Below are 25,084 nucleotides of genomic sequence, written 5' to 3'. Positions count from 1 at the left end.
GGGTTTACATAAAACATAATGCAGGGCGCCAAGTCTACCTTGGTGCCCTGTGAAAGTTATTTGAGAAGGATTGTGCTATTGAAGCTCCTGCTGGCTGTAGGGAAGCTGGTTTTTATAACCCGTAAACTGCTGATATGATTGGCTTATTTTCTGAGGTTCCGCTTTTTCAAGAGAATACCATCCCATCTCGAACATTAAATTATACAATGTGCGCTGCATATCCTTCGTCTCAGTGGAAATGTTCAGCAATTCGTTATAAAGCCCTGAATGGCTGGCTTCATTTAATGCAATAGAATATGAAGAATTAAAATACTTTTCTGTTGAAAGCATATCATTCAAAAAGTCGCGATCATTCATTTGAGTTGTCTTTGAAACGGATGTTTCCGGATTTTGAATCTTATTCTGATCTGGCATCTTAGGTCCTCCTTGTTCTATAAATGTTTATTGCAGCTGATTTCCGCTTGATTGCTGTCCTTTGCTTAAATGTGAAAGGATGGTTTCATAGTGGCGCTGATGCATTTGACCACATTGATTTAGTGCCTGCACCACTTTCTGGTCCTGGCACTGTTCGGCGAAGAAGCGGGCCTTTTTTACAGCCAGCATGTTCCAGGAGAGCATGTCTGTCAAATACATGGCATCTTTTGAAGATAAAATTTGGGGCGGCTGCTGCATGATTTGTGCACTGGAGCCTTGTTGGTTTTGATTTGCATTTTGCTGTTGCATGGTTTTACCTCCTTGGCAAATTCATTCCTCTATAAACTTCCCTGTTCCTCATGGTATATACCTCAATAATTTGTATCCAAATATAGTTTTAAATGATAAAATAATGGTGTCGAAATTTTGGTTATTTTCTGTTTTAATAAACTATAAACCGTTTTCAGGGGGATGCAGGATGGAACAAACAATGAGGAATTTTTTTCTCTTTTTATCTAAAAATAGAGGCTTGACCAAGATGGCCAAAAGATATGGTTTGAGGTTCGGAGCTTCCCGATTTGTAGCAGGAGAAACAGTTGAGCTTGCTTCAGAAGTTATAAAGGATTTGAATAATAAGGGGTTGTCTGTAACCATCGATTACCTTGGAGAATTTGTGGATAATGAAAAGGAAGCCAATGAAATGGCGGATAATTGCATTGTGGCAATCAAGGAAATCGGCAGGCGCGGACTGGATTCTCAGCTTTCTCTTAAAATGACATCTATGGGTCTGGATATAAATGAGAGCGTTGTCATGAATAACATGAGAAGAATCCTTGAAGCGGCAAAGGAAAATCAAGTGTTCGTAACGATTGATATGGAAGATTTCGCCCGATGCGGAATAACAATTGATATTTTCAAGAAGCTAAAATCAGAATACGATAACATTGGCACAGTCATCCAGGCGTATCTTTACAGGACTGAACAGGATATTAAAGATCTAAATGAATACAGCCCAAATCTCCGTCTTGTAAAAGGAGCTTATAAGGAATCACCTGAGGTAGCTTTTCCGGAAAAGAAGGATGTAGATGATAACTACAAAAAAATCATAAAAATGCATCTTCTGAACGGAAACTATACAGCAGTTGCCACCCATGATGATGCTATAATTGAGTACACCAAAAAACTGGTAAAGGAATATAATATTCCGAACAATCAGTTCGAGTTTCAAATGCTGTTCGGCATCCGCAATGAACGGCAGCTTGAACTTGCTAAAGAAGGCTATAAGATGCGTGTGTATGTCCCTTATGGAACAGACTGGTACGGGTATTTCATGCGGCGCCTGGCAGAGCGGCCCGCCAATGTTGCTTTTGTATTGAAGGGTATTTTTAAATAAACTTTTAAGGGAAAAGCCAGGCTGCCATAAGCATGGCTTTTCCCTGATAAAACGGGAAGCTGCCCCCGCTATACAGCTTAAAGGCAAGCGGGGATAACTGTCCGGAGTTGCCGGTTCTGCTATCCGTCAAAAGAAGCCTGATGAAGGATATTATGTCTTGGCTTCAGGCTACCTTTTATACTGATTGTTCTGGCTGTTCACCTTATTTTTCCCGCCTTGTTCCGGTGATGGACCGGCGTTTCCTTTTACACTGGCAGCACTAACTGCAGCCTTTGTGGGATCTTGTTTTCTTTTCATGCTATTCACCTCGCGTTCTATTATAGTTTCTGCAGGGAAGCCGGCAATCATGAGAGGAAGTTATTTTCAAAAAAGTAAAGGACAATAAATTCTAATTTTCTGGTATTTTTTGATTGCGGAATTTTCTAAAATATTCTATAGTTAATATAGGGAAAATGAATTTATATTTTTTTGCGAGAAAAATGAATGAGCATTCATTCAATACACTTCGTAAGGGGGATATGATTTTGGTTCGTCAAATACGAAAGGCTGCAGTTCTTGGATCGGGAGTTATGGGATCAGGAATTGCTGCACACCTTGCTAATATCGGCATTCCAACTTTATTATTAGATATTGTTCCTCGTGAGCTTTCTGAGGATGAAAAGAAAAAAGGCTTAACACTGGAAAATAAACAGGTACGCAACCGGATCAGCCAAACAGCTAAGCTTAAGCTTCTTAAACAGAAGCCGGCTCCATTGACTGCGAAAAAAAATCTCGCGCTTATTGAAGCAGGAAACCTGGAAGATGACTGGGAGCGACTCAAAGATATTGACTGGGTCATTGAAGTTGTCGTTGAAAATCTGGAAGTCAAAAAAAATGTTTTTTCAAAAGTAGATCAGTACCGCAAGCCTGGAAGCATTATAAGTTCAAATACTTCAGGTATATCGATTGAAGCGATGGCTGAGGGCCGTTCAGAGGACTTTCAGAAAAATTTCCTCGGCACTCATTTTTTCAATCCTCCACGGTATTTAAAATTATTGGAAGTGATTCCTACTCAATTCACAGATCCTGAAGTGCTGTCATTCATGAAGCAATTCGGAGAAGATATATTAGGCAAAGGCGTTGTCGAAGCAAAAGATACGCCAAACTTTATCGCGAACCGAATTGGCACATACGGGCTATTGGTGACTGTCCGTGAAATGCTTGAAGGCGGCTATAGCGTCGGTGAAGTGGATTCAGTAACTGGCCCGATGATCGGAAGGCCAAAAAGCGCTACATTCCGCACTTTGGATGTTGTAGGTTTGGATACCTTTTCACATGTTGCCAAAAATGTGTATGACCAGGTAGATGGAGCAGAAAAAGAAGTTTTCCAATTGCCTGATTTCATGAAAAAAATGCTTGATCAGGGATGGCTTGGAAGCAAGTCTGGACAGGGCTTCTTTTTGAAAAAAGGCAAGGAAATCCTGGAGCTGAATCCTGAAACACTTGAATATGAAGAAAGAAAGAAATTAAAAACAGCATCGACAGAATTAAGCAAGCAGGCTAAAGGGGTCCCGGCAAAAATGAAAGCGCTTGTATACAGTGAGGACCGTGCCGGCCAGCTTTTATGGAATGTATTAAAACCTGTACTTCTGTATTCTGCTGAACTCCTTGGTGATATCGCTGATGATATCCTTGCTATCGACCAGGCTATGAAATGGGGATTCGGCTGGTCAATGGGACCATTTGAAACATGGGATGCAATTGGCCTCGAAAAATCGGTTGCAAGGATGGAGAAAGAGGGCCACACTGTGCCGCAGTGGATAAAGGATATGGCAGATAAAGGATTTACATCTTTTTACAAGCAGGAAGCTGGAGAAACCTCCTACTACAGTAACGGAGAATACAAGGAGATCACAGAGAATCCAAAGGTGATCAATCTTAAAAAAATAAAACAGCAAAACGGCGTAATTAAGAAAAACAGCGGTGCAAGCCTGATTGATATCGGAGATGGTATTGCATTGCTTGAGTTCACGTCCCCTAATAATGCAATTGGACTTGATATTATCCAGATGATTAACTACGCAGTGGATGAAGTGGAAGCGAATTACAAGGGTCTTGTCATCGGGAATCAGGGGAAAAACTTCTGCGTAGGCGCCAATATTGCCATGATGCTCATGGAAGCGCAGGATGATAACATCTTTGAATTGGATATGGTGATCAGCCAATTCCAAAAAGCGATGCTGAAAATTAAATATAGCGCAAAACCAGTTGTAGCAGCTCCTTTCAATATGGCTCTTGGAGGAGGAGCGGAGGTTTGCCTTCCTGCAGCACATATTCAGGCCTCCACTGAGACGTATATGGGGCTTGTGGAAGTCGGAGTTGGGTTAATACCTGGAGGCGGAGGCACAAAAGAGCTTTATTACAAGCATCTGAAGAGCATGCCGCAAGGAGTCGAGTTTGATCTTCAAAAGGTAGCCAACAAGGTGTTTGAAGCTGTAGCCATGGCTAAAGTATCTACTTCAGGAGATGAAGCACGGGAAAATAATTTCCTGAGTTTTGCTGACGGCATTAGCGTTAACCCTGATCATTTGCTGTATGATGCCAAACAGGCTGCACTGTCGCTGTATGAAGCAGGATATACAGCCCCTGCAAGGGTGAAGATTCCTGTAGTCGGTGAAACAGGATATGCCGCCCTTCTATTGGGAGCAGAGTCGATGCGTCTGACAGGATTTATTTCTGATCATGATATGTGCATTGCCAAGAAATTGGCCTACGTACTTGCGGGAGGCAAAGTGCCATATGGTACAGAAGTCGACGAACAGTACCTGCTGGATCTGGAAAAAGAGGCATTTTTAAGTTTGATAGCGCTGCCTAAATCTCAGCAGAGGATGCAGCATATGCTCCTTAAAGGTAAGCCGCTGCGCAATTAAGATTAAATGAAGAATGTAAAAAATGATTAACTAACCCAAGCGCCGGTTTATGTGCAGGCAGATGTATCAGCGGGAAGAAAATCGGCTGGGCAGCCAAAGAAATCTTTGTCCTGCTGCAGCCGTCCATACTGATTTCAAGGAGTCTGAACCATTCAATAAGGCGCTGCGTTCTAATAAGGAGGATCCCTCATGAGAGAAGCGGTAATAGTGGCTGGAGCAAGGACTCCGGTTGGTAAATCGAAAAAAGGGTCGCTTGCTAACGTCCGTCCGGATGATTTAGGGGCTCTTGTAGTAAAAGAGACTTTAAAACGCGCTGGAAATTACGAAGGCAATATTGATGATTTGATTATTGGATGTGCCATGCCTGAAGCGGAGCAAGGGCTAAATATGGCAAGAAACATAGGTGCTCTTGCCGGGCTTTCGCACAATGTGCCTGCCATCACCATTAACCGGTACTGCTCAAGCGGACTTCAAAGCATAGCATATGCTGCTGAGAGAATCATGCTTGGCCAAAGCGATACCGTGATTGCCGGCGGTGCAGAGTCTATGAGCCTTGTGCCAATGATGGGCCATGTAACCCGCCCCAATGCAAAGCTTGCTGAAACGGCTCCTGAATATTATATGGGAATGGGCCATACAGCAGAGGAAGTCGCGAGGAAGTTCGGTATTTCACGCGAAGATCAGGATGCTTTTGCTGTAAGGAGCCACCAGAAAGCAGCCAAAGCGATAGCAGAAGGAAAGTTTGCTGATGAAATCGTGCCAGTGGATGTTACATTGAGGTCCGTTGGAGCCGATCATAAGATAAAAGAAAAGACATTTCAATTTACACAGGATGAAGGAGTACGCGAAGGAACGACTTCAGAAATCCTCGCTAAATTGAGGCCTGCATTTTCCGTTAAAGGCACTGTAACGGCGGGTAATGCTTCACAAACGAGCGACGGTGCTGCAGCGGTCATGGTGATGGACAGCGAAAGAGCTTCCTCATTAGGACTGAGTGCGATGGGCAGGTTCAGATCTTTTGCTGTTGCCGGGGTTCCGCCTGAAATTATGGGAATCGGCCCGGTTGCCGCTATCCCAAAAGCCCTCAAGCTTGCCGGACTTGAACTATCTGATATTGGATTATTTGAGCTGAATGAAGCATTTGCTTCCCAGTCCATTCAAATCATCCGCGAACTTGGCTTGAATGAGGAAATCGTCAATGTGAACGGGGGCGCAATTGCTCTGGGACACCCGCTTGGATGTACAGGTTCAAAGCTGACTTTAAGCCTGCTGCATGAAATGAAGCGCAGAAATACACAGTTTGGAGTAGTGACCATGTGTATTGGCGGAGGAATGGGTGCTGCAGGAGTATTTGAGCTTATCGGATAATGCGGAAGGAAAACGTCTAGATTAATAGATACTCATTTCATTTAATATATTAGGAGGTAACAAGATGTCAAAATCAACTGAAAGCATAGTAAAAGGCGGCGGGTTTCTAGTAGAGGATGTTACGTATGACCAGGTTTTTACACCTGAAGAATTCTCTGATGAACAAATTATGATTGCAAAAACGACAGATGACTTCTTGGTAAATGAAGTTCTTCCGCAGGTCGAATACCTGGAGAAGCATGAGTTTGACCGCTCCGTAAAGCTATTGAAGCAAGCGGGTGAACTTGGGCTTCTTGGAGCGGATGTTCCTGAAGAGTATGGCGGCCTGGGGCTTGATAAGGTCAGCTCAGCACTGATTTCTGAAAAACTTTCCCGTGCTGGCGGATTTTCCATCACTCATGGAGCGCATGTTGGAATCGGTTCACTGCCAATCGTCCTTTTTGGAAATGAGAATCAAAAACATAAATACCTTCCATTACTAGCAACAGGAGAAAAAATTGCAGCATATGCACTCACTGAACCAGGTTCAGGTTCTGACGCACTTGGCGCAAAAACAACGGCTAAATTGAATGCTGAAGGCACACATTATATCCTTAATGGAGAAAAGCAATGGATTACTAATGCAGGTTTTGCAGATGTATTCGTTGTGTATGCGAAGATTGATGGAGAAAAGTTCTCTGCCTTCATCGTAGAGCGTGAATATCCAGGCGTTTCTACGGGCGCAGAAGAAAAGAAAATGGGCATCAAAAGTTCATCAACACGCACATTGATCTTGGAAGATGCCAAGGTGCCTGTTGAAAACCTTCTGGGTGAAGAAGGAAGAGGCCATGTTATCGCCTTTAACATCCTTAATATCGGACGTTATAAATTAGGTGTAGGAGCTGTGGGAGCCTCCAAGCACGCACTTGCCCTTACAGCAGCATATACAAACCAGCGCCAGCAATTCAAGACGCCAATTTCTTCTTTTAACTTAACAAAAGAAAAAATTTCTACAATGGCATCTAAGATTTATGCTGCAGAAAGCTCTGTTTACCGTACTGTCGGTCTATTCGAAAGCAGGATGAGCCAGCTTACAGACGAACAGGTAAAAGACGGCAAGGAAGTGGCAAATTCTATTGCAGAGTATGCCATCGAGTGTTCACTGAATAAATTTTTCGCATCAGAAGTTCTTGACTATGTAGTGGATGAAGGCGTTCAGCTGCACGGAGGCTATGGTTTCATGCAGGAATATGAAATCGAAAGAGCTTACCGTGATTCCAGAATCAACCGGATCTTTGAAGGAACAAATGAAATTAACCGCCTGCTGGTTCCGGGCACATTCTTAAAGAAAGCTTTCAAGGGTGAGCTTCCTCTTCTTCAAAAAGCACAAAGCCTGCAGGAAGAGCTGATGATGCTAATGCCGGAAGAACCTGGTGATGAGCCGCTGGCACAAGAAAAGCTGCTAGTGAAAAATGCTAAGAAAATCGGGTTGCTGGCTGCAGGGCTTGCTGCACAAAAGTTTGGGAACAAGCTTGAGCAAGAACAAGAAATCCTGGTTAACATAGCTGACCTTGCTTCTCTTGCATATGCCATGGAATCTGTTGTGCTTCGTACAGAAAAAGCTATTGCACAATCCGGAGAAGAAAAGAACCAGCAGAAGCTTCTTTATACTCAAATTTTCTGCCAGGAGTCATTCAATCAAATCGAGCAGCATGCGAAGGAAACCCTGGTTGCGGTAGAAGCCGGCGATACATTGCGCATCATGCTTTCTTCACTGCGCAAATTAACAAGGCATAATCCTGTTAATGTGATTGCTAAAAAACGCGAAGCTTCAGTGAAATTGTTAGACGCAGAAAAATATGTGCTTTAATTAGTATGGCAATCGGAGCCGCAGGGATATCCAAAATGGATATTCCTGCTTTTGTATGTCCGGCAGCTGTTTTTTTGCTGGAAGCATAGCTTATTTTTTGAATTAATGCTTAAAAACGGGTATCCTATCGTTAGGTGGTGAAACCATGGGATTGATATTTTATTGGTATCCAAAATGCGGCACATGCAGAAATGCGAAAAAATGGCTGGATGATCATGAGGTTGCTTATGAAGCTGTCCATATAGCAGAAAATCCCCCTTCAAGGGAGCTGATTGAAGAGCTTTACCTGAAAAGCGGCTTGGAATTAAAGAAGTTTTTTAATACAAGCGGCCAAAAATACAGGGAGCTTGGTTTAAAAGACAAGCTTAAGGATGCTTCTGACTCAGAAAAGCTGGATATTCTGGCCTCGGACGGAATGCTGCTGAAAAGGCCGATTGCTTCAGACGGAAATCAAGTGACAGTCGGGTTCAATGAACAGGAATACCAAAAGATTTGGCAATAGAAGAAGTTTTTTGCACCAAATCAGAGAAATCTATTTTATACTATAATAGATCATAATTTTACATACCTTGGAGGGATATACCATGGCAACACCAAAGGATCTTCGTTATTCAGAGGAACACGAGTGGGTAAAAACAGAAGGCGACAAAGTCCGCGTTGGCATTACACATTTTGCACAATCAGAATTGGGCGATATCGTTTTTGTTGAGCTTCCTGAAGTGGGAGACGAGCTGAAAGCAGATGAGCCATTCGGCAGCGTAGAGTCTGTTAAAACGGTTTCTGAGCTTTATGCGCCAATCAGCGGTAAAGTGGTAGAAGTCAATGAAGAGCTAAATGACAACCCTGAGTATGTAAATGATTCACCTTATGAAAAGGCATGGATGGTTGTTATTGAGCCTTCTGACAGCAGTGAAGTGGAAAGCCTTATGACTTCTGAGCAGTATGATGAAATGACAAACGAAGGATAATGCATGACGGGAAGGCTTCTTGCCTTCTCTATTTTTTTACAGTGCTTTTTTCGTAAACGTTGCGGCAATGGAACAAGGTGGCTGATTTCCGCTCCAGGATGCTCGCTTTCCGGGGGGCTCACCTGTTCCGCTAATCCCGCAGGAGTCTCGCACTAAACGCACCAATCAAACTGACTTAACACGGGGATCGCCTCACAGAACTTATTGGAAAACAACAATCTTTAAGAAAAGAGCCTTTTACAAAGAAAGCACTTTGGACACTTTTTTTCTGTTTTGGGTTATTATATGAACAGGGTACGCATTTCTGTCCCGTATGGGGGCAGTGAATTTTAGAAACCCTGCCTGAAAGCCCGATTCGTTCAACTGATCATCAGCGGGGATGAGAGAGCCCTCTGCTGATGGAAGGTTCACTTTATCCTTTAGCGGCGGTGATTGCATGGAATTCGGACAACCTGATAAAGTAATTATTGTAGAGGGAACTTCAGATAAAAGAAAAGTGAAAAGTGTATTGAAGGAAGAAGTGGAAATCATCTGCACCAACGGCACCATTTCAATTACAAGGCTTGATGAACTTGTTGATGAACTGGCTGAGAAAGATGTTTATATTTTAGTGGATGCTGATGAATCAGGGGAAAAGCTGCGCAAACAGTTTAAAAAAGAAATGCCAGAGGCTTACCATCTTTATATAGACCGAATGTATAAAGAAGTTGCTGCTTCGCCGATGAATCATATTGCTACTGTTTTATTGGCAGCAGATATTGAGGTAAACCCCGTGTATTTAGAACAAAGGATGAATTAAGTAATATGCAAGAGTGGAATGAAGAACAGTTAAATACTTCCGTAAAATGGAATCGGACATTTTGTTTATACCTATACACTCCAATGTGCGGGACTTGCCAGGTTGCCTCGAAAATTCTTGCCGTTTCCCTGGAGCTTTTTCCGGATTTGGACTGCGGCAAAATGAATTTAAACTATATGGCGAATATTGCAGCTGAATATGAAGTAGAAAGTGTTCCCTGCTTATTGGTTTTTAAAGAAGGCAAGCTTGATAAAAAGATATACGCCTTTCATTCTGTCCCGTATATATACGATGTACTTAAAGAAATATAACAAACATCACCATTCTTGCCCAAACAGGCAAGAATTTTTTTTGTGCTGTTAAGCGAAAAGGTCAGAATGCTGCTTCTCGGCAATATTTTCATACAGTCAGGCCTTGTCTCCTTATCTCACTTTATATTTTGCTGACCGTTTTTTTTGTGTCCAATTCCATGATTGCTATTGCTCTCTCGGCAGGACAGGGAGCCGCGGCAGCAGCTATGCTTCTCGGATCAAGGTTTGTAAAACGCTTTGGAGAAGTTAAATCCGTTGTTATTCTGCAGCTGCTTTCCCTGCCTTTCTTATTGCTTAAAGCGTATACCCGTCAATTATGGATAGCGGCATCGCCTTTTTATTCCGGCAGGCTTTTAATGAATGCAGGAAACCCCATACAGATGTCTTTAATGATGTCACTTGCAGCAACCGTTCTAAAGGCTGGCAAATTCCATGAACCAGATGGGCCTTTAACCTGGGGTGGGCATTCATGGGTCCGGTATCTGCCTCTCTTGTCATATTATTGGGCAGCTATTGGGGATATGCAGCCGTATTTTCCATTACCGCAGGAATTTATTTGCTGGCAACAACCTTTTTCTTTATGTGTTTAAGTCTCTATCGAGCCAGTCCTCCTTCAATGGGGGCGTTAGTATGGAACCTGTATCTGCTGCATGACATGCTCCAGGGGCGATGCGGCTGATGTCAAAAGAATCCGGTACGCGATGATGGCTTCCCCCTTTTTCTTATTTCTTAGGAAATAAAGTCAAACTATCTGTTATTATCGGAGAATATGCAGCAAGGCTTTGAAATAATGTCGGCAAAGCAAGGAAAATGACAGTCTGTAGCGGAGTTAAATGGCAAGAGTAACAGGGGCAAATATGCCAAAATAAAATTTGACTATTTACATAAGGGTATGTTATATTTTTGATTAAGCAAAATTTTCTGATTAATTAACTGAATCTTATCAAGAGTGGCGGAGGGACTGGCCCATCGAAGCCCGGCAACCGGTATATATCATACACGGTGCTAATTCCAGCAGAGTATCGGCTCTGGCAGATAAGGAGAGATAAAGCAAAGCCTCTTCTTTTTGAAGAGGCTTTTTTGTTTCTCGTTAACCTTCCAGGAATGATTTCAGATGACTCAGAGCCATGAATTCATAAAAAGTTGGGGGAGAAGGAAAATGGCAGAAAACAAAAATTATCGTTTTGAAACCTTGAGCATTCACGGAGGGCTAAAGGAAGATGCTACAGGAGCCAGGGCATTGCCTATTTATCAAAGCAATGCATATTTGTTCAAAGATACAGATCATGCAGCCAATTTATTTGGACTGAAGGAACCGGGGTATATTTACACCAGAATCCATAATCCGACTGTTACTGCTTTTGAAGAAAGAGCGGCACTGCTCGAAGGCGGGATCGGGGCCCTTGCCGTATCAAGCGGAATGGCTGCAATCACACTGGCCATCTTGAATATTGCTTCAGCGGGAGATGAAATTGTATCAGCTTCAACTTTATATGGAGGCACATATAACTTGTTCGCCAATACACTTCCGAGGTATGGAATCAAGGTTACCTTCGTAAAACCGGATGATCCGGAGAACTTCCGTAAAGCCATTACACCAAAGACTAAGGCAATATTCGGTGAAACGATCGGCAATCCAAGCCTTCGTGTACTAGATATTGAAAAAATAGCAGAAATTGCCCATGAAGCAGGAATTCCGCTTATTGTGGATAATACCTTTGCCACGCCTTATTTGTGCAAGCCAATTGAATATGGTGCTGATATTATTGTGCATTCTGCTACAAAATGGCTGCTAGGCAATGGAACTGTACTAGGGGGCATCATCGTGGATGGCGGGAAATTCGATTGGAATTCCCCTGATTTCCCAGGGTTTACGGAACCTGATCCAAGCTATGGAAATATCGTATACAGTGATGCTGCAGGCCCTGCTGCTTTTATAACGAAAGCACGTGTTCAATTACTAAGGGATCTAGGGCCGTCACTCAGTCCCCAAAGCGCCTTTCAATTCACTCTCGGGCTGGAAACCCTGCATGTAAGGATGAAAGAGCACGTATCCAATACCGGAAAAATCATTGATTATTTAGAAAACCATCCGGCCGTAACATGGGTGTCACACCCGGGGCATAGAGATCACCCTGATAGGAAGCTGGCAGATAAATACCTTCCAAGAGGAGCAGGGGCCATTGTCATTTTTGGGATTGAAGGCGGAAGAGAAGCAGGAGCCAAGCTGATTAACTCCATCCAGCTATGGTCACATGTAGCAAATGTTGGAGACGCAAAAAGCTTAATCATCCATCCTGCCAGCACAACCCATCAGCAGTTAAATAAAGACGAACTGATTCAATCTGGTGTAAGCGAGGATTTAGTCAGGCTGTCAATCGGCATTGAAAATGCAGACGATCTGATTGAAGACCTTGAACAGGCGATTGAACAGGCAACTGGCCTAGCGTCCTTGGCTGTGAAATCTTTATAATTCCGAAAGAGAGTGCGGGCATGCATTCTCTTTCTTCGCTGATTCAGGAAAAATTGTTTATCAAAGGATTTAAAATTTTTACTAACTTTTAATCGTTATGCATTGACACATTTTCTTTCTGTATGTTACGATCACTTTCGTAATTAAAAATGAACATAATTGATGTGAACCGTCAATTACATATATCTGTTGCTCTTATCGAGAGAGGTGGAGGGATGTGCCCTATGAAACCCGGCAACCGGCAAGGATTTCCTTGAAAAGGTGCCAATTCACAAAAAGCTGATAAAGCTTTTAGAGATGAGAGAAAGGCCTTAGCTTATCTTGCCTTTCTGCTCATGCAGAAAGGCTTTTTCTGTTTAAGGCACTGATCAGCCTGGCTGCCATGCATGAAGAACAGATAATGCGCAATGATATATTGTAGATGGATACATGATGAGCAAAAGTTTACTATGTTCATAGGCTTATACGGATAAGAGGTGGATTCAATGATAACTGTATCGAAAGTAAGTAAGCTATTTAAATCCAGCCTTGCGAAAGGCGAACCTATAAAAGCTGTTGATTCTGTAGATATCTCAATTGACAAAGGAGAAATTTTTGGGATTATCGGCTATAGCGGTGCCGGGAAAAGTACGCTGATCCGGATGCTGAACGGCCTTGAAAGGCCGACTGAAGGCTCGGTTCTTGTAGCAGGCAGAGAGATTTCCCGAATAAAGGGCTCGGAGCTTCGAAACGCAAGGCAGGAAATAAGCATGATTTTCCAACACTTTAATCTATTATGGTCAAGGACTGTCGAAGAGAATATCTCCTTTCCCCTGGAAATTGCAGGCGTCCCGGCAAATAAGAGAAAAGAAAGGGTCAGCGAGCTTATTAATCTGGTCGGCCTTGAAGGGAGAGAGCGTGCATATCCCTCGCAGCTAAGCGGCGGACAAAAGCAGCGTGTCGGCATTGCAAGGGCGCTTGCCAACAATCCCAAGGTGCTCTTATGTGATGAAGCGACTTCAGCACTTGATCCCCAGACTACTGATTCCATCCTGGAATTGCTCGTCGATATCAATAAAAGGCTAGGTCTTACCATTGTTTTGATTACGCATGAAATGCATGTCATCCGCAAAATCTGCCATCGTGTTGCCGTAATGGAAGGCGGCAGGGTTGTGGAGCAGGGACCTGTTCTGGAGGTTTTCCGAAAGCCAACGGCGCAAATTACCAAACGTTTTGTCCAGCAGGTCACAGAACCGGAGGAAACAAAACCCGTATTGGATCATATTGGAGTCCGCTATCCAAAGGGCAAGGTCATACAGTTAACGTTTATAGGCGAAAGTACAGAAAGTCCGCTCATTACCGGGCTAATCCGAAACTTCAATATCGATGTTAATATCCTCCAGGGGAAAATATCGCATACGCAAAATGGCCCTTATGGCACTCTGTTCATACATGTTGATGGAAAAAGCGATGAAATCACCCGTGCGATAACTTATTTAAATGAGCAGCAGGTAGGCGTGGAGGTGATATCAAATGCTGACTGATTTACTTCCAAATGTGGTTTGGGCAGATATGTGGGCAGCAACGAAAGAAACCTTATACATGACTGGTTTTTCATTGGTTGCTACATTTATTTTAGGCATTTTGCTTGGAACACTTTTGTTTCTGACTTCAAAAGGTCAAATGTGGGAAAATAAAGCAATCAATGTCCTTATTTCCGCAGTGGTCAACATTTTCCGTTCCATTCCTTTTATCATCCTGATTATTTTGCTGATTCCATTTACCCTGTTTTTGGTGAAGACTATGCTGGGTCCTGAGGCGGCATTGCCAGCCTTAATTATTGGAGCAGCTCCCTTTTACGCCAGAATGGTGGAAATCGGGCTTCGCGAGGTTGATAAAGGTGTGGTGGAAGCAGCAAGATCAATGGGTGCAAAAACAAGTACAATCATCTTTAAGGTGCTGCTGCCTGAATCCATGCCGGCGCTTATTTCCGGCATTACTGTAACTGCAATAGCCCTAGTCGGCTATACTGCGATGGCCGGGGCAATTGGAGCAGGAGGGCTTGGGAACCTTGCATATTTGCAGGGATTTCAGCGGAGTAATAATGATGTTACTTTTGTTGCTACAATCACCATATTAATCATCGTATTTATCATTCAGTTTATTGGAGACATTATTTCATCCAAATTGGATAAAAGATAAAAATAAAATGAAATCTGGAGGAATACACAATGAAAAAGAAAAAGTGGTTTGCAGCTTTTGCGGCTTCGGCGGCACTGGCATTAGGGCTTACAGCCTGCGGAACAAGCGATAGCGGGAAGTCAGGCTCTGATGATAAGAAACTGATTGTGGGGGCTTCAAATATTCCCCATGCTAAAATATTGGAACAGGCAAAGCCTCTCTTGAAGAAAAAAGGTGTGGATCTTGAAATTAAAGTATTCCAGGATTACATTCTTCCTAATAAAGCACTTGACAATAAAGAAATTGACGCTAACTATTTCCAGCATATCCCCTACATGGAATCACAAATGAAGGACCAAGGCTATAAATTTGAAAACGCCGGCGGAATTCATATTGAGCCAATCGGCATCTACTCGAAGAAATATAAAAAACTTCAGGATCTTCCAAAAGGCGGAACAATCATCATGAGGGACGCAGTGGCAGATGAAGGCCGCATTCTTTCCATCTTCCAGCAAAATGGACTTATTAAGCTGAAGCCGGGTGTGAAGAAAACTGATGCAACTATAAAGGATATTGTGGAAAATCCTAAAAAATTAAAATTCCAGCCGAATATTGAAGCAGGTTTATTGCCTCAGGTGTACAAAAAGAATCAGGGCGATGCTGTAGTCATCAATGCAAACTATGCACTGGATGCAGGCTTAGACCCGGTACATGATCCAATTGCGGTTGAATCAGGCAAGGATAACCCTTATGTTAATATCATCACGGTCCGCAAAGGCGATAAAAACAGAAAAGACATCAAAACTTTAGTTGAAGTTCTGCATTCTAAAGAAATCCAGGATTATATCACGAAAACTTATAAAGGCGCTGTATTGCCTGTAGATAAATAAGTAAGCGGAGCGGCCTATAATGGGCCGCTTTTTATATGCTGCCCTCCAGCTGTTCCTGCATAGTTGGCCATTAACCGTCCATACTATGAAGGAAAATGAAACAAGGAGATGAAAGCATTTGAATAATGAACCCAGGAATGTAACTGAAAGTGTACTTCATGATTATAAAACCGGAATCGGAGTATTTCTGGAAAAAATGCCTGAGCTCGGCAGCAAATTCAATGCATTTACTGAAGCCTGTTTCCAGGCAGGCGCGCTTTCTCAAAAAGAGAAACAGCTGATTGCACTTGGGATAAGCCTATATACACAAGATGAGTATTGCATCATTTATCATGTTAAAGGATGTCTTGACCAGGGGGCCAGTGAGCAGGAGATTCATGAAGCAATTGGCGTAACGGCTGCATTTGGCGGGGGAGCGGTAATGAGCCAGGCAGTTACCCTTGTACAGGATACGATCCAGGAATTATCGGAATTTCATTAATAACGAATTCAAAAGAGTTAAGAGTATTTCTGTATGCATAAGCAATCAGAGGGTATTTGGAGCAATCCTCCATCTGGCAGCGATTTTCCTGGGCAAAGCCTATAGGATAAGTTTTAACCCATTTTCATAAGGGTATAAGGACTTTGAACAATGATTTTCACTTATGTTAAAATTAAGCTGTTCTATAAAAGATGAAAGGATTGATTCATTATCAACTCTCTAGATTTACAAGTAACAGGTGAAATGGAAAAGGCTATGCAGCAATCACATGGAATTGGCTACAGCGAATACAGCAGGAGATTGGATACCCGGATCCAGGTCGAGAAACGAAGAGAGAAAGATTATGAACAAGGCAATCTGTTAGTGAATCATCTTAATCGAAGAATTCATTCTTAATGGTTTTTTAAAGGAAAATTAAATATGACTGCCTCCCGCGGAGATAATGGTGAGCGAATCAAGAAGAATGTATGCTTGATTTCTTAAACTTTTATGCAACGCGGGTTTTTTATTGAATAGGCCCCTGTTTTGAGGAAGAAGAACAGGATGAGAAAGTGCTCGAATGAATAAAGCAATATGAAGAGATGCTATAATATGGAAGGAAGCGGAAAACTAATGAAATATGCTTTCTTCCTAACATAGAAGTGCTGTGCGGTGATATTAGGGGATACAGTGAAAATCCCTCTTTATTAGTTGCTTCCAGATTTCATTTGATATAAGATTGTAATGAGAATAAATTGAGAATCACTTTTGAAATAAATAGAAGGAAAAATGCGTAATTTTTCAGTCTATTATTAGGATATTAGTTTACGGAGGTATGAAAATGTCAGGTTCAACTTTAACGATTAAAGATCTGCATGTATCAATCGATGGAAAAGAAATTTTAAAAGGGGTTAACCTTGAAGTGAAGGGCGGAGAAATCCATGCAATCATGGGTCCGAATGGTACAGGTAAATCTACTCTTTCTTCAGCAATCATGGGACATCCTAAATATGAAGTAACAAGCGGAAGCATTACATTTGACGGGGAAGACGTTCTTGAAATGGAAGTTGACGAGCGAGCAAGAGTCGGCCTTTTCCTTGCCATGCAGTACCCAAGTGAAATCAGCGGTGTAACAAACGCGGACTTCCTGCGTTCTGCGATTAACAGCCGACGCGAAGAAGGCGATGAAATTTCATTAATGAAGTTCATCCGCAAAATGGACAAAGAAATGGAGTTTCTTGAAATGGATGAAGACATGGCTCAGCGTTACCTTAATGAAGGGTTTTCCGGCGGGGAAAAGAAACGCAATGAAATTCTTCAATTAATGATGATTGAGCCTAAAATTGCCATTCTTGACGAAATCGACTCCGGCTTGGATATCGATGCTCTTAAAGTTGTTTCCAAAGGGATCAATAAAATGCGCAGCGAGGATTTTGGCTGCCTGATCATCACTCACTACCAGCGCCTGCTGAATTACATCACTCCTGATTTTGTCCACATCATGATGCAGGGCCGCGTTGTTAAATCTGGAGGTCCTGAACTGGCACATCGCCTGGAAGCAGAGGGCTATGATTGGATTAAGCAAGAATTAGGCATTGAAGACGAAACTGTCGGCCAAGAAGCGTAAGTAGGGGGATTGGAATGACTACCGAAACAAAACTACCATTTGATCAGGAGTACATCAGCTCCTTCTCTAAACAAAATAATGAACCTTCCTGGCTTTTGGAGCTCAGGACCAAGTCACTTGCCGGTCTTGATGCGCTTCCAATGCCAAAACCTGATAAAACAAAGATTGATAAATGGAATTTCACTTCTTTCAGCAAACACATTGTAGAAAGTGAAGCTTTTGCTTCTTTGGAAGACCTTCCAGAAAGCGTGAAAAACCTGGTGCATCTTGAAGAAAGCAAAAACCTGTACATCCAGCGGAACAATACCGCTGCGTTTTCAAGGCTTTCTGATGAATTGAAGGAGCAGGGTGTCATCTTCACTGATATTTTCACAGCAGCCCGCGACCACAGCGATCTTGTCGAAAAATATTATATGAAGAATGGTGTTAAAGCAGATGAGCACCGCCTGGCAGCTTTGCATGCTGCTTTGGCTAACGGCGGTTCTTTCCTTTATGTTCCCAAGAACGTGGAAATTAAGGAACCGATGCAGGCAGTATTCCTGGTTGATCATGCTGAGGCTGCATTATTCAATCATGTATTGATTGTGGCCGAAAGCAACAGCTCAGTGACATATGTAGAAAACTACATTTCCACTGTCGAATCCAGGCAGGGAATCGCAAACATCGTAACCGAAGTTTTTGCAAATGATAATGCACGAGTGGCTTATGGTGCGGTTGATACCCTGTCAAAAGGCTATACAACGTATGTAAACCGCCGCGGAGTGGCAGGGCGCGACGCACGGATTGAATGGGCTCTCGGATTAATGAATGACGGCAATACCATTTCTGAGAACACCACTTACCTTATGGGAGATGGATCATTCGGAGATACAAAAATGGTTACTGTAGGCCGCGGTGAACAAAAACAGAACTTTACAACTTCCATTATTCATCACGGGCTTCGCTCTGAAGGGTATATATTAAAGCATGGCGTCGTGAAAGACAGTGCGTCTGCCATTTTTAACGGAATCGGTAAAATAGAGCATGGTGCAACAAAAGCAAATGCTGAACAAGAATCAAGAGTTCTTATGTTAAGCGAAAAGGCACGCGGAGATGCAAACCCTATTCTTCTTATTGATGAAGATGATGTTACTGCAGGACATGCAGCTTCGGTTGGCCGCGTTGACCCAGTCCAGCTTTACTATTTAATGAGCCGCGGAATTCCGAAGCAAGAGGCGGAAAGGCTCGTAATCCATGGTTTCCTTGCGCCGGTTGTTAATGAACTTCCTGTTGAAGGAGTTAAGAAGCAATTGGTTGAGGTAATCGAAAGGAAAGTTAAGTAATGAATCCATACGAAATTCGCAAGCATTTCCCTATCTTAGATCAGGAAGTGAATGGCAACCCATTGGTATACCTTGACAGTGCAGCCACTTCCCAAAAGCCATCAGCTGTAATTGAGTCAATTGATAAGTACTACCGCGAATATAATTCCAACGTCCATCGCGGAGTCCATACACTTGGAACAAAAGCAACAGATGCATATGAAGGGGCTCGTGAAAAGGTTCGGAAATTCATTAATGCAGCTTCTGCCGAAGAAGTCATTTTTACAAGAGGAACGACTACTGCCTTGAACACAGTGGCTAGAAGCTATGGAAAAGCAAACTTGTCCGAGGGTGATGAAATTGTAATCTCCTATATGGAGCACCACAGTAACATCATCCCTTGGCAGCAGGTTGCCAAAGAAACCGGTGCTTCACTGGTATACCTTCCGCTTCAGCAGGATGGCACCATCTCCCTGGAAGATGTCAGGAAAACAGTGACGAGCAGAACCAAAATCGTTTCCATTATGCAAGTGTCCAATGTTTTGGGTGTAATTAATCCTGTTAAGCAAATTGCTCAGATTGCCCATGACAATGGTGCTATAATGGTAGTAGATGGAGCTCAAAGCACACCGCATCTTAAAGTGGATGTCCGCAGCCTGGATTGTGATTTCTTCGCATTTTCAGGACATAAAATGGTTGGCCCCACTGGAATTGGCGTTTTATATGGAAAGAAAGAGCTTCTGGAAAATATGGAGCCCATTGAATTCGGCGGCGAGATGATCGACTTTGTAGGCCTATATGACTCTACCTGGAAAGAACTTCCATGGAAATTCGAAGGCGGTACGCCGATTATTGCCGGAGCCATCGGACTCGGCGCCGCCATCGATTTCCTGGAAGAAATCGGGCTTGAACATATAGAAGCGCATGAGCATAAACTGGCTGCATACGCCCTTGAGAAAATGTCCGCGGTTGAAGGCCTGCAGATTTATGGCCCAATGGATGCTAAACAGCGTGCTGGCGTTGTCACCTTCAATATTGGAGATGTCCATCCGCATGATGTGGCAACCGTCCTTGACGCTGAAGGAATTGCTGTAAGGGCAGGACATCACTGTGCACAGCCGCTTATGAAATGGCTTGATGTTTCAGCCACGGCCAGAGCCAGTTTTTACCTCTACAATACAGAGGAAGACATTGATAAGCTTGTAGAAGGGCTCGTCAAAACAAAGGAGTATTTCAGCAATGTCTTTTAATAACTTAGATACACTCTACCGGCAAGTCATCATGGATCATTACAAAAATCCTCGCAATAAAGGTACACTTGAGGATGGAAGCCTGACTATTGATATGAACAACCCTACTTGCGGCGACCGTATTCGTTTAACCATGAAAGTGGAAGACGGGAAGGTAAGTGACATTAAGTTTGACGGAGAAGGCTGTTCAATCTCTATGAGTTCCGCTTCTATGATGACTCAGACGATTAAAGGAAAAGATATAGATACAGCTTTAAAGCTCGCGGGTTCTTTTTCTAACATGGTTCAGGGTAAAGAATATGATGACTACGGCGTTGACTTGGGAGACATGGAAGCCCTTCAAGGAGTTACCAAGTTCCCTGCAAGAATCAAATGCGCCACCCTGGCTTGGAAAGCAATGGAAAAAGGCTTGCAGGAAGAAAATTGATAAATGAAGTTTGAAGCGTTTGGTTTCTTAAAAAGATAAGAAAGGCCGTCTCGGCTTTCTTAACCCAGCGCCCAGCCCCTCGAGGCCATAAGTGCCATCTGTTTAAGGGGCCTTATGCTTGCCGCGGCTGAGCTGGCGCCTGGCCTTTTTAAGCGAAACGCTTCATCCATTTATGAAATGGAGGAATATGAACTATGGCTAAGAAAATGCCTGAAATCGGTGATTATAAATATGGTTTTGCAGATCGCGATGTGTCGATTTTTCGTTCAAAACGGGGACTTACCAAAGAAATCGTTGAAGAAATCTCACGCATGAAAGAAGAACCGCAATGGATGCTTGATTTCCGTCTTAAATCTCTGGAGCATTTTTATAAAATGCCTATGCCTCAATGGGGCGGAGACTTAATGAGCTTAAACTTTGATGAAATCACCTATTATGTTAAGCCATCTGAGAAATCCGAAAAGTCATGGGATGAAGTTCCTGATGAAATTAAACAAACCTTCGATAAATTGGGAATTCCTGAAGCTGAGCAAAAATATCTAGCTGGTGTTTCTGCACAGTATGAATCGGAAGTTGTTTATCACAATATGAAGGAAGATCTTGAAGAAATGGGCATTGTCTTTAAAGACACTGATTCCGCTCTTAAAGAAAATGAAGAGCTTTTCCGCGAGCACTTTGGAAAAACCATTCCTCCTACAGATAATAAATTCGCAGCATTGAATTCTGCTGTCTGGTCCGGAGGCTCATTCATTTACGTGCCAAAGGGCATCAAAGTGGATACGCCGCTTCAAGCCTACTTCCGGATCAACTCAGAAAACATGGGACAATTCGAACGTACGCTGATCATTGTTGATGAAGGCGCACATGTTCATTATGTAGAAGGCTGTACAGCACCGGTTTACACAACGAACTCCCTTCACAGTGCAGTAGTTGAAATCATAATCAAGAAGGATGCATACTGCCGTTATACAACAATCCAGAACTGGGCGAACAATGTCTATAACCTGGTTACTAAGCGTGCTGTGTGTGATGCAAATGCAACAATGGAATGGATTGACGGAAACATTGGTTCTAAGTTAACCATGAAATATCCTGCAGTCATCCTAAAAGGCGAAGGCGCCCGCGGCATGACCCTTTCCATTGCAATTGCAGGAAAAGGGCAGCACCAGGATGCTGGAGCAAAAATGACCCACCTTGCACCAAACACATCTTCAACAATTGTGTCTAAATCCATCTCCAAGCATGGCGGAAAAGTGACATATCGAGGAATTGTACACTTCGGCCGCAAAGCAGATGGCGCACGTGCTAACATCGAGTGCGACACATTAATCATGGATAATCAGTCTACTTCTGATACGATCCCTTACAATGAAATTCTTAACGACAACATTTCCCTTGAGCATGAAGCAAAGGTTTCCAAGGTTTCAGAAGAGCAGTTATTCTATCTGATGAGCCGCGGAGTTTCTCAACAGGAAGCAACAGAAATGATCGTCATGGGCTTCATTGAACCATTCACAAAAGAACTTCCAATGGAATATGCGGTTGAAATGAACCGTTTGATCAAGTTCGAAATGGAAGGCTCTATCGGATAATTTTTTTATTAAAAAAGCTGTCATTAAGATCATCTTCATGGATCTTAATGGCAGCTTTTTTGCGTGGAATTCAGTATGATTAACCGGGCATAACTTTTTGGTTCCTAAAATCTGTATGTTTTGGGGGAGGGTTACTGATTTGATTTAAAATCAAATAATCCGTGATTTATTGCTGCTGTATGCGGATAGATCTTTTTATAAAGCTGGAAAAGTTCCTGATAGCGCAGGACATTATCTGGTATTGGCTCATAAACGGCATCTGATGAGGTAAAACACTCTGCACACTCCTTAAGGGATGAAAACCACTTTAAACCAGCTGCAGCAAGCATAGCGGCCCCCATTGCAGGTCCTTGTTCGCTTTTCAGCTTAATGATTTTAGCATTAAAAATATCTGCTTGAATCTGCAGCCATAGCTCATTTTTAGCCCCGCCGCCAGTAGAGACCACGATATCAATTTTTTTGCCGTAATTGCGGAAAATCTCAACTGTTTCATTAATGGAAAAGACAATGCCTTCCAGCACAGCACGGGTGAAATCACGTTTTTTATGTGTGGTGTCAATCCCAGTGAAAGTGCCCCTGATTTTTGCATCCGCATGTGGTGTCCTTTCACCGGTAAGGTATGGTGCAAATAATAGGCCGTTTGCTCCGATTGGTGATGAAGAAGCTTTTTCAATCAGTTCATCAAAGCTTTCATTTTCTGCAAATGTATTTTTGAACCAGGTTAGGCTGTGTCCTGCAGAGAGAGTGACACCCATGCTATAGCAGGCATCCTTTTCTCCATGATTGAACAAGTGCACCTTTCCGTCATAGCTTCTGGTGGTATTTCCTTCATAAGATAAAAATACGCCGGAAGTTCCGATGCTGCATAGCGCCTTGCCTTCTGACAGTATGCCTGCGCCAATTGCACCGCAAGCATTGTCAGCGCCGCCGGCGAACACCTTTACTGCTGGAGAAAGACCTGTAACGATTGCAATTTCAGGAAGTATATCTCCTGTATGATCCCCAGAATTTACTAGAGGAGGGCAAATATCAGCAGGAAGCTCAAAAGTGCGGATAATGTCCATGCTCCAGGCTTTATTTTCAATATCAAGCAAAAGTGTTCCCGATGCATCAGAATACTCGCTTTGAAGGCTGCCTGTCAGACGGAAACGGAGATAATCCTTCGGAAGCAAAAAAACGGCGGTATTTTCAAAATTCTCTGGTTCATGCTCCTTCACCCAGAGAAGCTTAGGCAGCGTAAACCCTTCAAGAGCAGGATTTTTGGCAATGTCCATAAGCCTGCTGCCCATTTTTTGTTCTATTTCCCTGCATTGCGGAGTAGTTCTGGTGTCATTCCAAAGAATCGCATTTCGGATGACCTTATGATTTTTATCTAATAAAACAAGGCCATGCATTTGGCCTGAAAAGCTCATTCCTTCAATATCCTGAGGCTTGGCCCCTCCTTCATCCATAAGCTGTTTCAATGCCTGGATGGTCTTCTCCACCCACTCCTCGGGATCTTGTTCACTATACCCGGGTTCAGGCTGTATAAGAGGATATTCCTTAGTGGCTGAATTCTGCACAATCCCATCCTGATCAACCAGAATAACCTTCACAGAACTTGTACCCAAGTCAACTCCAATCACATACTTCATCTTTAAGCCTCCTAAATAAAATAAATAGCGGGCACGCTATAAATATGAACCTGCATTCAAAATCAATCATACAAACCATTATACCAACAATGGGAAATGAACTGGGAAATGGGGTCTGACCCCATTTCCCGCAAAAAAGTTAAAATCGAGGAACCTGATCAAACCGGACTTTCTCCTGATTTAAAGCCTGAAAAATAGGGTAGAAGATACAAAGGGAAATACTCGGGAAATGGGGTCTGACCCCAAAAGGAGGGCAAGCATTATGATTTATGTGGGTGTGACAGGATGGGGGGATCATGATTCTTTGTATTCCGGGGAGGTGGCTGGGCGGGATAAGCTGAAGGTGTATGGTTCGCATTTTCCTGCTGTTGAGGTGGATGCTTCTTTTTATGCGGTTCAGCCTAAGCGGAATACAGATAAGTGGGTTCGCGACACACCGGAGTCTTTTCGGTTTATTGTGAAGGCTTATCAAGGGATGACAGGTCACCAGCGGGGTGAAAATCCATTTCCGAATAAAAGTGATATGTTTGCTGCGTTCAGGGAATCCTTAAAGTCTTATAGGGAGGCAGGAAAGCTGGGTATGGTTCTTTTTCAGTTTCCGCCATGGTTTGACTGCAGCAAGGAGAATGTGGATTACCTGCGCTGGTGCAAACAGGAGATGAACGGCATTCCATCGGCTCTGGAGTTCCGCAATAATACATGGTTCCTGCCGCCTATGTATGACAAAACCCTAGCTTTTATGAAGGAGAAAGGCTGGATCCACACTGTTTGTGATGAACCGCAGGCAGGTGAAGGTTCTGTGCCTATTGTTCTTCAGTCCACCAATCCGGATGCAGCACTGGTCCGTTTTCATGGCAGGAACGTTTATGGCTGGAACAAGCCGTCTTCAGGAAATTGGAGAGAGGTCCGCTATTTGTACCGCTATAATAAACAGGAGCTTCAGGAATGGGCAAGTAAAATTAAACTCCTGCAAAAGGAAAGTAAGGATGTTTACGTGCTGTTCAATAACAATTCTGGCGGAGATGCTGCCGGCAATGCCAAAGAAATGATTGACCTTCTTGGCCTTACCTATATGGGGCTTGCTCCAAAGCAGCTTGATTTGTTTTAACGCAAGCAACTAAAGGAAATAATGAATAGAACGGTTCTCTTTTCTGGAAACAGCCAGGGTGGTATGATTGTAGCGTAGGCGGAGTTCCGCACATCAGCCATAAAATACATGTAAACATTGGCATTTACTATCTGGCAGGAAATGGGGTAAT

25 protein-coding genes and 2 riboswitches are annotated in these 25,084 nt (G+C 43.0%); of the genes, 21 read left to right on the top strand and 4 right to left on the bottom strand.

Annotated features, from left to right (window positions below):
* Positions 1-75: 75 nt before the first annotated feature.
* Together ACN6MY_RS22550 and ACN6MY_RS22545 are read right to left on the bottom strand one after the other, a co-directional pair.
* Positions 76-414 carry a spore coat protein gene (locus ACN6MY_RS22550; protein ID WP_419882138.1) on the bottom strand — a complete coding sequence of 113 codons (339 nt, stop codon included), beginning with the start codon at positions 412-414 and terminating at the stop codon, positions 76-78.
* Between the two features lie 27 nt (positions 415-441).
* Entirely contained in the window at positions 442-723 is a 282-nt protein-coding gene (locus ACN6MY_RS22545) for a hypothetical protein (RefSeq protein WP_419882137.1), read from the bottom strand.
* A 169-nt stretch (positions 724-892) separates the two neighbouring features.
* On the opposite strand from ACN6MY_RS22545, the gene ACN6MY_RS22540 reads away from it, so the two are divergent.
* Positions 893-1,807: a proline dehydrogenase family protein gene (locus ACN6MY_RS22540; RefSeq protein ID WP_419882136.1), complete on the top strand. Its 915-nt coding sequence runs from the start codon at positions 893-895 to the stop codon at positions 1,805-1,807.
* Positions 1,808-1,975: 168 nt separating this feature from the next.
* Here ACN6MY_RS22540 and ACN6MY_RS22535 read toward each other — a convergent pair whose 3' ends face one another.
* Complete coding sequence (locus ACN6MY_RS22535) at positions 1,976-2,104, bottom strand: YuzL family protein (protein ID WP_083392113.1); 129 nt, start codon at positions 2,102-2,104, stop codon at positions 1,976-1,978.
* 272 nt (positions 2,105-2,376) lie between these two features.
* Here ACN6MY_RS22535 and ACN6MY_RS22530 point away from each other — a divergent pair, with 272 nt between their 5' ends.
* The 19 genes from ACN6MY_RS22530 (at position 2,377) to sufB (ending at position 22,191) form a co-directional block, all read left to right on the top strand.
* On the top strand, positions 2,377-4,716 hold the full coding sequence (locus ACN6MY_RS22530) for a 3-hydroxyacyl-CoA dehydrogenase NAD-binding domain-containing protein (protein WP_419884257.1): 2,340 nt from the start codon (positions 2,377-2,379) through the stop codon (positions 4,714-4,716).
* Positions 4,717-4,905: 189 nt separating this feature from the next.
* Positions 4,906-6,084: an acetyl-CoA C-acetyltransferase gene (locus ACN6MY_RS22525; RefSeq protein ID WP_419882135.1), complete on the top strand. Its 1,179-nt coding sequence runs from the start codon at positions 4,906-4,908 to the stop codon at positions 6,082-6,084.
* Positions 6,085-6,148: 64 nt separating this feature from the next.
* Positions 6,149-7,933: an acyl-CoA dehydrogenase family protein gene (locus ACN6MY_RS22520; protein ID WP_419882134.1), complete on the top strand. Its 1,785-nt coding sequence runs from the start codon at positions 6,149-6,151 to the stop codon at positions 7,931-7,933.
* Between the two features lie 145 nt (positions 7,934-8,078).
* Positions 8,079-8,435 (top strand): arsenate reductase family protein, encoded by a 357-nt coding sequence (locus ACN6MY_RS22515; RefSeq protein ID WP_419882133.1) that lies wholly within the window; start codon positions 8,079-8,081, stop codon positions 8,433-8,435.
* A gap of 82 nt (positions 8,436-8,517) precedes the next feature.
* Entirely contained in the window at positions 8,518-8,901 is a 384-nt protein-coding gene (gcvH, locus tag ACN6MY_RS22510) for a glycine cleavage system protein GcvH (protein WP_071351302.1), read from the top strand.
* Positions 8,902-9,337: 436 nt separating this feature from the next.
* Positions 9,338-9,700, top strand: coding sequence for a toprim domain-containing protein (locus ACN6MY_RS22505; protein WP_071351301.1), 363 nt, complete (start codon positions 9,338-9,340; stop codon positions 9,698-9,700).
* 5 nt (positions 9,701-9,705) lie between these two features.
* Positions 9,706-10,011, top strand: a complete 306-nt coding sequence (locus ACN6MY_RS22500) for a thioredoxin family protein (protein WP_419882132.1) — start codon at positions 9,706-9,708, stop codon at positions 10,009-10,011.
* Positions 10,012-10,169: 158 nt separating this feature from the next.
* Positions 10,170-10,601, top strand: coding sequence for a hypothetical protein (locus ACN6MY_RS22495; RefSeq protein ID WP_419882131.1), 432 nt, complete (start codon positions 10,170-10,172; stop codon positions 10,599-10,601).
* Positions 10,602-10,948: 347 nt separating this feature from the next.
* A riboswitch (SAM riboswitch) is annotated at positions 10,949-11,053 on the top strand.
* 117 nt (positions 11,054-11,170) lie between these two features.
* Positions 11,171-12,484: an O-acetylhomoserine aminocarboxypropyltransferase/cysteine synthase family protein gene (locus ACN6MY_RS22490; protein WP_419882130.1), complete on the top strand. Its 1,314-nt coding sequence runs from the start codon at positions 11,171-11,173 to the stop codon at positions 12,482-12,484.
* A gap of 192 nt (positions 12,485-12,676) precedes the next feature.
* Positions 12,677-12,788, top strand: a riboswitch (SAM riboswitch).
* 181 nt (positions 12,789-12,969) lie between these two features.
* Positions 12,970-14,007 (top strand): methionine ABC transporter ATP-binding protein, encoded by a 1,038-nt coding sequence (locus ACN6MY_RS22485; RefSeq protein WP_419882129.1) that lies wholly within the window; start codon positions 12,970-12,972, stop codon positions 14,005-14,007.
* The gene (locus tag ACN6MY_RS22480) at positions 13,997-14,665 is read left to right on the top strand and encodes a methionine ABC transporter permease (protein WP_419882128.1); all 669 of its coding nucleotides are present in this window, start codon (positions 13,997-13,999) and stop codon (positions 14,663-14,665) included. The genes ACN6MY_RS22485 and ACN6MY_RS22480 overlap by 11 nt, the downstream gene beginning before the upstream one ends.
* A gap of 29 nt (positions 14,666-14,694) precedes the next feature.
* Complete coding sequence (locus tag ACN6MY_RS22475) at positions 14,695-15,534, top strand: MetQ/NlpA family ABC transporter substrate-binding protein (protein ID WP_419882127.1); 840 nt, start codon at positions 14,695-14,697, stop codon at positions 15,532-15,534.
* A gap of 118 nt (positions 15,535-15,652) precedes the next feature.
* Complete coding sequence (locus tag ACN6MY_RS22470; protein ID WP_071351294.1) at positions 15,653-16,015, top strand: carboxymuconolactone decarboxylase family protein; 363 nt, start codon at positions 15,653-15,655, stop codon at positions 16,013-16,015.
* 243 nt (positions 16,016-16,258) lie between these two features.
* Positions 16,259-16,411, top strand: coding sequence for a hypothetical protein (locus ACN6MY_RS22465; RefSeq protein WP_170846122.1), 153 nt, complete (start codon positions 16,259-16,261; stop codon positions 16,409-16,411).
* Positions 16,412-16,835: 424 nt separating this feature from the next.
* Positions 16,836-17,621: a Fe-S cluster assembly ATPase SufC gene (sufC, locus tag ACN6MY_RS22460; protein WP_419882126.1), complete on the top strand. Its 786-nt coding sequence runs from the start codon at positions 16,836-16,838 to the stop codon at positions 17,619-17,621.
* A 14-nt stretch (positions 17,622-17,635) separates the two neighbouring features.
* Positions 17,636-18,943 carry a Fe-S cluster assembly protein SufD gene (gene sufD / locus ACN6MY_RS22455; RefSeq protein WP_419882125.1) on the top strand — a complete coding sequence of 436 codons (1,308 nt, stop codon included), beginning with the start codon at positions 17,636-17,638 and terminating at the stop codon, positions 18,941-18,943.
* The gene (locus ACN6MY_RS22450) at positions 18,943-20,172 is read left to right on the top strand and encodes a cysteine desulfurase (RefSeq protein ID WP_419882124.1); all 1,230 of its coding nucleotides are present in this window, start codon (positions 18,943-18,945) and stop codon (positions 20,170-20,172) included. The genes sufD and ACN6MY_RS22450 overlap by 1 nt, the downstream gene beginning before the upstream one ends.
* Entirely contained in the window at positions 20,162-20,599 is a 438-nt protein-coding gene (sufU, locus tag ACN6MY_RS22445; protein WP_090988859.1) for a Fe-S cluster assembly sulfur transfer protein SufU, read from the top strand. The genes ACN6MY_RS22450 and sufU overlap by 11 nt, the downstream gene beginning before the upstream one ends.
* Positions 20,600-20,793: 194 nt before the next feature.
* Positions 20,794-22,191, top strand: coding sequence for a Fe-S cluster assembly protein SufB (gene sufB / locus ACN6MY_RS22440; RefSeq protein WP_419882123.1), 1,398 nt, complete (start codon positions 20,794-20,796; stop codon positions 22,189-22,191).
* A gap of 131 nt (positions 22,192-22,322) precedes the next feature.
* Here the strand turns inward: sufB and xylB are convergent, their stop codons facing one another.
* Positions 22,323-23,825: a xylulokinase gene (gene xylB, locus ACN6MY_RS22435; protein ID WP_419882122.1), complete on the bottom strand. Its 1,503-nt coding sequence runs from the start codon at positions 23,823-23,825 to the stop codon at positions 22,323-22,325.
* A gap of 262 nt (positions 23,826-24,087) precedes the next feature.
* Between xylB and ACN6MY_RS22430 the strand changes: the two genes are divergently transcribed.
* Complete coding sequence (locus tag ACN6MY_RS22430) at positions 24,088-24,933, top strand: DUF72 domain-containing protein (RefSeq protein ID WP_419882121.1); 846 nt, start codon at positions 24,088-24,090, stop codon at positions 24,931-24,933.
* The last annotated feature ends 151 nt before the right edge of the window (positions 24,934-25,084 follow it).

The sequence above is a fragment of the Peribacillus sp. B-H-3 genome, assembly GCF_048572925.1.
GTDB lineage: Bacteria > Bacillota > Bacilli > Bacillales > DSM-1321 > Peribacillus.
The sequence above is the reverse complement of the archived record's forward strand: the minus strand, read 5'-3'. Positions and strand labels throughout refer to the sequence as shown.

Coding starts and splice junctions, on each gene's coding strand:
- ACN6MY_RS22550 (WP_419882138.1), bottom strand. CDS start 414: ATGCCAGATCAGAATAAGATTCAAAATCCGGAAACATCCGTTTCAAAG.
- ACN6MY_RS22545 (WP_419882137.1), bottom strand. CDS start 723: ATGCAACAGCAAAATGCAAATCAAAACCAACAAGGCTCCAGTGCACAA.
- ACN6MY_RS22540 (WP_419882136.1), top strand. CDS start 893: ATGGAACAAACAATGAGGAATTTTTTTCTCTTTTTATCTAAAAATAGA.
- ACN6MY_RS22535 (WP_083392113.1), bottom strand. CDS start 2,104: ATGAAAAGAAAACAAGATCCCACAAAGGCTGCAGTTAGTGCTGCCAGT.
- ACN6MY_RS22530 (WP_419884257.1), top strand. CDS start 2,377: ATGGGATCAGGAATTGCTGCACACCTTGCTAATATCGGCATTCCAACT.
- ACN6MY_RS22525 (WP_419882135.1), top strand. CDS start 4,906: ATGAGAGAAGCGGTAATAGTGGCTGGAGCAAGGACTCCGGTTGGTAAA.
- ACN6MY_RS22520 (WP_419882134.1), top strand. CDS start 6,149: ATGTCAAAATCAACTGAAAGCATAGTAAAAGGCGGCGGGTTTCTAGTA.
- ACN6MY_RS22515 (WP_419882133.1), top strand. CDS start 8,079: ATGGGATTGATATTTTATTGGTATCCAAAATGCGGCACATGCAGAAAT.
- gcvH (WP_071351302.1), top strand. CDS start 8,518: ATGGCAACACCAAAGGATCTTCGTTATTCAGAGGAACACGAGTGGGTA.
- ACN6MY_RS22505 (WP_071351301.1), top strand. CDS start 9,338: ATGGAATTCGGACAACCTGATAAAGTAATTATTGTAGAGGGAACTTCA.
- ACN6MY_RS22500 (WP_419882132.1), top strand. CDS start 9,706: ATGCAAGAGTGGAATGAAGAACAGTTAAATACTTCCGTAAAATGGAAT.
- ACN6MY_RS22495 (WP_419882131.1), top strand. CDS start 10,170: ATGATTGCTATTGCTCTCTCGGCAGGACAGGGAGCCGCGGCAGCAGCT.
- ACN6MY_RS22490 (WP_419882130.1), top strand. CDS start 11,171: ATGGCAGAAAACAAAAATTATCGTTTTGAAACCTTGAGCATTCACGGA.
- ACN6MY_RS22485 (WP_419882129.1), top strand. CDS start 12,970: ATGATAACTGTATCGAAAGTAAGTAAGCTATTTAAATCCAGCCTTGCG.
- ACN6MY_RS22480 (WP_419882128.1), top strand. CDS start 13,997: ATGCTGACTGATTTACTTCCAAATGTGGTTTGGGCAGATATGTGGGCA.
- ACN6MY_RS22475 (WP_419882127.1), top strand. CDS start 14,695: ATGAAAAAGAAAAAGTGGTTTGCAGCTTTTGCGGCTTCGGCGGCACTG.
- ACN6MY_RS22465 (WP_170846122.1), top strand. CDS start 16,259: ATGGAAAAGGCTATGCAGCAATCACATGGAATTGGCTACAGCGAATAC.
- sufC (WP_419882126.1), top strand. CDS start 16,836: ATGTCAGGTTCAACTTTAACGATTAAAGATCTGCATGTATCAATCGAT.
- sufD (WP_419882125.1), top strand. CDS start 17,636: ATGACTACCGAAACAAAACTACCATTTGATCAGGAGTACATCAGCTCC.
- ACN6MY_RS22450 (WP_419882124.1), top strand. CDS start 18,943: ATGAATCCATACGAAATTCGCAAGCATTTCCCTATCTTAGATCAGGAA.
- sufU (WP_090988859.1), top strand. CDS start 20,162: ATGTCTTTTAATAACTTAGATACACTCTACCGGCAAGTCATCATGGAT.
- sufB (WP_419882123.1), top strand. CDS start 20,794: ATGGCTAAGAAAATGCCTGAAATCGGTGATTATAAATATGGTTTTGCA.
- xylB (WP_419882122.1), bottom strand. CDS start 23,825: ATGAAGTATGTGATTGGAGTTGACTTGGGTACAAGTTCTGTGAAGGTT.
- ACN6MY_RS22430 (WP_419882121.1), top strand. CDS start 24,088: ATGATTTATGTGGGTGTGACAGGATGGGGGGATCATGATTCTTTGTAT.